The organism is Lamprobacter sp., assembly GCF_034860625.1.
GTDB lineage: Bacteria > Pseudomonadota > Gammaproteobacteria > Chromatiales > Chromatiaceae > Lamprobacter.
Genome location: NZ_JAYESN010000031.1, coordinates 41,720 through 48,228 on the forward strand (window position 1 = coordinate 41,720; position 6,509 = coordinate 48,228).

General features: G+C 62.5%; 3 protein-coding genes. 2 read left to right on the forward strand and 1 reads right to left on the reverse strand.

What is annotated here, in order from left to right:
• The first annotated feature begins 72 nt into the window (after positions 1–72).
• The gene (locus tag VBE63_RS10465; protein WP_323682970.1) at positions 73–1,899 is read left to right on the forward strand and encodes a diguanylate cyclase; all 1,827 of its coding nucleotides are present in this window, start codon (positions 73–75) and stop codon (positions 1,897–1,899) included.
• Positions 1,900–1,952: 53 nt separating this feature from the next.
• On the opposite strand, the gene VBE63_RS10470 is transcribed toward VBE63_RS10465, so the two are convergent.
• Entirely contained in the window at positions 1,953–2,840 is an 888-nt protein-coding gene (locus tag VBE63_RS10470; RefSeq protein ID WP_323682971.1) for a c-type cytochrome, read from the reverse strand.
• A gap of 553 nt (positions 2,841–3,393) precedes the next feature.
• On the opposite strand from VBE63_RS10470, the gene VBE63_RS10475 reads away from it, so the two are divergent.
• The coding region (locus VBE63_RS10475) for a ribonucleotide reductase N-terminal alpha domain-containing protein (protein ID WP_323682972.1) at positions 3,394–6,509 on the forward strand (3,116 nt) is incomplete at its 3' end.

The window sequence follows — 6,509 nt, forward strand, 5'->3', positions numbered from 1 at the left end:
TGCAGTGCTTCTGGACACCACGGGAGCCTTCTTCAGCCCGGCATCGGACGCCGCTTAACGATTCAGCGAGCGATGCTAGCAACAGTCGAAACCCTCCGTCACGCGGACACCCATCACGCCATCGAGATCGCAGATCGCATCTGGTGGGTCGGCCATGTCATCCCAGAAGACAAGTTCCAGTGCCATGTTTACCTGCTTGAGCAAGGTGACCAATCGGTGTTGTTTGATCCTGGGTCGCGCCTGACCTTTGCCCACACGCTGCGCAAGATTGAGGAGGTCACGCCGCTCAGTTCCATTCGCTACTACGTCTGCCATCATCAAGATCCCGACATCGCGGCGGCACTTCCCTTGATCGATGAGCTCAATACGCGCAGCGACGCCGCGGTGGTGACCCATTGGCGAGCGCAGACGCTGCTCAAGCATTACGGCCTGAAACTACCCTTCTGGCTGATCGACGAACACGACTGGAAGCTCAAGCTGGAGGATCGCACGCTTGAATTCATCTTCACGCCCTATGCGCACTTCCCGGGCGCTTTCTGCAGCTTCGAGCGCCGCACCGGCCTGCTCTTTTCGAGCGATCTGTTTGGCGGCTTCACCGAAACGCCGCAATTGGTCGCCCTCGATGAATCGCACTTCGACGCGGTCCGCCCATTCCACGAGCACTACATGCCGAGCAGTGACATCCTCGACTATGCGCTGAACCAGATCGAGCGCTACCCGGTACAGATGATCGCCGCCCAGCATGGCTCCATCATCCCGCAGCATCTAGTCGGTTTCATCATCGACAAGCTCCGGCATTTGGACTGCGGCCTGTACCTGCTCGGACAGGGTGATACCGATATTCGGCGGCTCTCGCAGCTCAACCGAACGCTGCGTGACATTACCGAGACGATGCTGCTCTATCGCGATTTCCGCGACATTGCGACCCGACTCCTCGAGGTTGTTCGGCGCAATCTGCCGGTCAAGCGGATCGACTACTATGCGGCGCTGCCGGATGGTCAGGTACTGTCGCTCGCGGCAAAGGCGCGTTTCGTCGGTATCGTCGACCCTTCGACTCCAGAGCCTTGTCGATTCATCGGACAAACGCTCAGCGATTGGCGGCGCGCACATGTCGAGGACGGGAGAATGGCCAACCACGAACTGCATGCCGAAGGGTTCTGCATGCAGCCGGAGGCCGACCCACAAGCGGCCTCGATCGCGGTTCCACTCACGGCCCAAGACAGTGAGCAGATCGACGCGATGGCGATCCTCGCATTCGCTCAGCGCCCCCTGATCACCTCTAGCATCGCGCAATTGATCGTGCAGATGGTCGAGCCGCTGAAGATCGCGCTTGAGCGCGAAGTGATCTATCGCTCGATCGATCTCGAGCGCGAGCGCGCCTATCAACGCTCAATCCGTGATCCACTGACCAAACTCTTCACCCGCGTCTACATGCAGGACGTGATGAAACGCCACCTAGCCCTGCAGGAGCGCGACATGGCGCCGCCGGTCGCTGCGGTGCTGATCGATCTCGACCACTTCAAGCAGATCAACGACACCTATGGCCATAGCGCCGGAGATCGGGTACTGGAACAGGTTGCCGAATTGATCCGAGCCCAGTGTCGCAGTGTCGACGTTCCGGTGCGCTTTGGCGGAGAGGAGTTCTTGGTCCTTGTGATCGGTCAGACGGAAGCGGGTGCGACCAATCTAGCCGAGCGGCTTCGCCACGACATTGGGCAGCATGCGTTCGACATCGATGCAGACGCGCCCCTCAAAGTCACCGCGAGTCTTGGCGTCGCACAGCGCGAGCCCGACGAATCGCTCCAGGGCCTGATCCATCGAGCCGATATGGCGCTGTACGAAGCCAAGCGAGCGGGTCGGGATCAGTATCGGATCGCTGAGCGATCCCAGACCACCTAGGGCTCACCTGGAGCCCATTACCATGCCAAGCGCCGGGCACGCGCCAACGCCGGCTAGTGCTTCGACTCCTCTGCGCCGGATGCCGCGGGAGCAAGCACTGCCGGCGGCGCCACCCGCAATCCCATGGCATCACGCAAATAATGGGGGAAATCCGGATTCAGCCAGCCCTCGGCTGCGAGCTTGTCGGCGGCAGGCCTTAGCCTGGAGGTATAGTCCAGCATCGCTGACTGCTGCTGCGCGTTGATGTCCCTGATCTCGTCGGTCATCTTCGAGTCCGCATTCTTGCGCTCACCGCTGCGGATGGCATCAAACTGCCGCATCAGATGGGCGTAATGTTGCCCAGCAAGGGCGGGAATGTGCTCAGCCTCGTCGCCCTCGCCAGCCGCACCGTGGCAACCGGCGCAATGTTCACCATAGAGTTGCTCGCCAAGCGCCAAGTCGGTGCCTGGCCCGAGTCCATTGTTCGCCGTCATCGGCAATGCGGCGACATAGGCGGCAACATCGGCGATCTCCTGCGGACCGCCCAAGATCTCCGGCACGGAGAATGGATACATCAGCGGATTGTCGCGATTGCCGGTACGGAAGTCGGCAAGCTGCTTGATGATCACCGTGCGCAGTTGACCCGCGATCTGTGGATAGATCCCATCGACGCTGCCCCAGCCTTCCGGCAAGTGGCAAACGGCGCAGGTGAGATAAACCCTGCGCCCGCGCTCGATATCTGGCGTCAGCGTCAAGACCTGATCGTACTCACGCTTGGCAATCTCGGCTGGGGTTTCGGCTGGCGTCTCGGCTGGGGCCGCCTCTGAGGACTCGGCAGGTGTTACACCCGCAGCCCCAGGGCCGATGTCGCTCGAGCGCTCAGTCGCCGTGTCGGCCAGCGACGGCATCGCCAGCGCACAACCCAGTAGGGTTATGCAGGTGCGCAGCATCGTTCGGCTCATACAGTCTCCTCCGTTGTGCCGTCAAGGCCATCACCGCAGTGGCTTGGCTCGGACGGCGCTATTTGGTGTTGTTTCGAGTGTGCGCCGCAGCGTCCCATCTGGGCAAACGGCGTGGGTCGAGTATAGCGCTGCTGATGCCGTCTCGGCCCAAGCCAACAAGGGCCAACGACAGGCCGAGGTTATCCACAGCAAACCCCCTCAACGGCGCCCTCAAACGCTGAATTAAACACAATTATCCACAGCTCGCACACAGGGTGCCCACGCGGATAATCACAGCTAAACCACAAGATGTAGTGGTTGACAGCTAGCCTGATGGGTATATATTGCGAAACCTCAACGCGAACCCTCGATGCACTCGCGGTGGCCACCTCTGTTTTTCCACAGGTGGGAGATTCGCTGCCTAAAACCGCCGCCTCAAGGGCCGATCGTACATGCTGACAGTGGCACTGCCCGACTGTCGCTCAGCCGCAGGCCCAGCCGCAATCTCCGGATTCGGACCGATGAGCGGTCCTTCTTGCGTTCGCACCAGACAACATCAGACGAGGACTGAACCATGGCCGCCGCCTCCGAGAAGACCGACGCCACTGCGCAAACGCCCAACCTGCACCAGCCTCGCGTCGAGCCGGAGTCATCTCAGGCTGCTAGTTCGGCTGCTAGTTCGGCTGCCATCTCGGCGCTGAGCTCAAACAGTGAGGTCGCCAGCCATCGTCCGGGGCAGGTCCAGGTCATCCGCCGCAATGGCAAGGTGACCCACTTCGACCCGAGCAAGATCAAGGTCGCCATGACCAAGGCCTTCATCGCGGTCGAGGGCAGCGGCGCGGCCGCCTCGAGTCGCATCCATCATCTGGTCGACGAGCTTGCTGAGCAGGTGGTCTCGGCGCTCACCCGCCGACTACCAGGTGGCGGTACCGTCCATATCGAGGATATCCAGGATCAGGTCGAGCTGGCGCTGATGCGCGCCGGTGAACACAAGGTCGCACGCGACTATGTGATCTATCGCGACGCCCGTGCCCGTGAGCGTGCCGAGAAGGCCGCCAGCGCGACGCCCTCGGCGGCCAGTGAGGCGACAGGCATCAACGTCACCCTCGCCGATGGCAGCACGCGAGCGCTGGACGTCGAGCGCCTGCGCCGACTGACGCGTGAGGCCGCTGCGGGGCTCGATGGGGTTGATGACGAAGCGATCATCACCGACACACTGCGTAACCTGTTCGATGGGGTCAAAGAAGCCGATGTCGGCCAAGCGCTGGTGATGTCAGCACGCGCGATGATCGAGCGCGAGCCGGCCTACAGCCAGGCCGCGGCGCGGCTGCTGCTCGATGTGATGCGGCGCGAGGCACTGGGCGAGTTGGGCATGGCGGTCGGGGTCGAGACCCAGGCCGATCTCGGCGAGCGCTATGCCGATTATTTCAGCGCCTACATCAAGACCGCCGGCGATCTGGAGCTGCTTGACAGGCAGCTCAGCCGCTACGACCTGGCCCGGTTGGGTGCCGCGCTCAAGCCCGAGCGTGATCTCCAATTCACCTATCTCGGCCTGCAGACCCTCTACGACCGCTACTTCATCCACAAGGCCGAAGGCCCGCGCATCGAGTTGCCGCAAGCCTTCTTCATGCGCGTGGCAATGGGGCTGGCGATCAACGAGATCGACCGCGAGGAGCGTGCGATCGAGTTCTACGAGCTGCTGTCGAGCTTCGACTTTATGAGCAGCACGCCGACCCTGTTCAATTCCGGCAGCCTGCGCCCACAGCTCAGCTCCTGCTATCTAACCACGGTTCCGGATGATCTCGATGGCATCTATGGCGCCATCAAAGATAACGCCCTGCTAAGCAAATTCGCCGGCGGCCTCGGCAACGACTGGAGCCGCGTGCGCGGCATGGGCGCGCATATCAAGGGCACCAATGGCAAGAGTCAGGGAGTGGTGCCCTTCCTCAAGGTGGCGAATGATACGGCGGTGGCCGTGAACCAATGCTTCGCGCCCGAAACCACCGTCTTCACCGCCGACGGCCCCAAGTCGATTGCTGATGTGAAGGTCGGCGATCTGGTGCTCGGTCAGCGCGGGCGTTACCGCGAGGTCAGCGAACATTTCGTCTACGCGCAGAAGGATGCGCCCATGGTCCAGGTGCGGGTCAAGCACTCGGTCAATGATCTCAAGGTCACTGCGGGGCATCCGTTCTGGGCCATCCCGGGCGTGCCAGCCGAGCAGTCGATCGAGCGCACCCTGAACCAGATCGAGAACGGTCGCTATCGGCCCGACTGGGTCGAGGCTGGAGCGCTCAGCGCCGGCGACTATGTCGCACAAGTCATCCCGAGTGAGGTGGTGCCGGTTGAAGGGCTGACTGAGGACGACGCGCGCTTCTATGGCATCCTGCTTGGCGATGGACATCTGACCAGAGGTCGGGAATTTGGGGTCTCCGGCAATCCGGCCTCTGATGGCAATCATCTGCAATTCGTGCGCAAGTATCTTGACGCGCGCGGCATCCATTACTGGGAAAACGTCCGTGGCGAGACCTCTCTGCAGATCAAGTGGGCGATCGGTCGCGGTCTCGCCCGCTGCGCGACCACCGGGCGCTGGGTCGGCGAGGATTTGGCGCTCCTGCCCTTCACCGAAGAGGACCTGTACGACGCCGCCCGCAACAAGCGCATCGCTCGGCGCTTCAGCCATCTGCCACACCATCAGGCGCTGGCGCTGATCCAGGGCCTGCTCGAGACCGACGGTGGCATCAGCCGTGGCAAGGAGATCTCTTTCACCAGTACGTCGGCGCTATTGGCAGAGGGGCTGCGCTATCAGCTATTGCGGCTCGGCATCCCCTGTGCCGGCCAATATCGCGAGCGCGCCGGCGATCATCAGGGCGCCCGCTCGGACGGCAGCGTGATCGCCTTCACCGGCGTCAGCCGCGCCTTCGATCTGCGTATCCCGGCCGACCCGCGCATCGCCGCTCTGCTCGACGTGCCCGCGCTGACCAAGCACAACTGGTTCCGGCTCGGCAACTGGCTGTTTACCCGCGTCAAGGCGGTCGAGCCAATCACGCCCGTGGCGGAAGTCCACGACCTCAAAGTCGAGGGCGATGAGAGCTACATGACCGCCGCTGCCCTGGTGCACAACGGCGGCAAGCGCAAGGGCGCCGTCTGCGCTTATCTCGAGACCTGGCACATCGACATCGAGGAGTTCGTCGAGCTGCGCAAGAACACCGGCGACGACCGCCGCCGCACCCACGACATGAACACGGCCAACTGGGTGCCGGATCTATTCATGAAGCGCGTCGCCGAGGATCAGCACTGGACCCTGTTCTCACCCGACGAGACGCCAGATCTGCATGACCTGACCGGGCAGGCCTTCGAGCAGGCCTATCTCGGCTACGAGGCGCGCGCCGAGCGTGGCGAGCTGAAGGTGACCAAGCGCATCAAGGCGGTCGACCTCTGGCGCAAGATGCTGGCGATGCTGTTCGAGACCGGCCATCCCTGGATCACCTTCAAGGACCCCTGCAACCTGCGTTACACCAATCAGCACGTCGGGCAGGTGCATAGCTCGAACCTCTGCACCGAGATCACCCTGCACACCAACGATCGCGAGATCGCGGTCTGCAACCTGGGATCAGTCAATCTGGCCGCGCATGTGACCGAGCGAGGCCTCGATACCGCCAAGCTGCGCAAGACCGTGCGCACCGCGATGCG

Excerpts from the sequence above, each read along its gene's own strand:
- VBE63_RS10465 (WP_323682970.1), top strand. The coding sequence starts at position 73 with ATGCTAGCAACAGTCGAAACCCTCCGTCACGCGGACACCCATCACGCC.
- VBE63_RS10470 (WP_323682971.1), bottom strand. The coding sequence starts at position 2,840 with ATGAGCCGAACGATGCTGCGCACCTGCATAACCCTACTGGGTTGTGCG.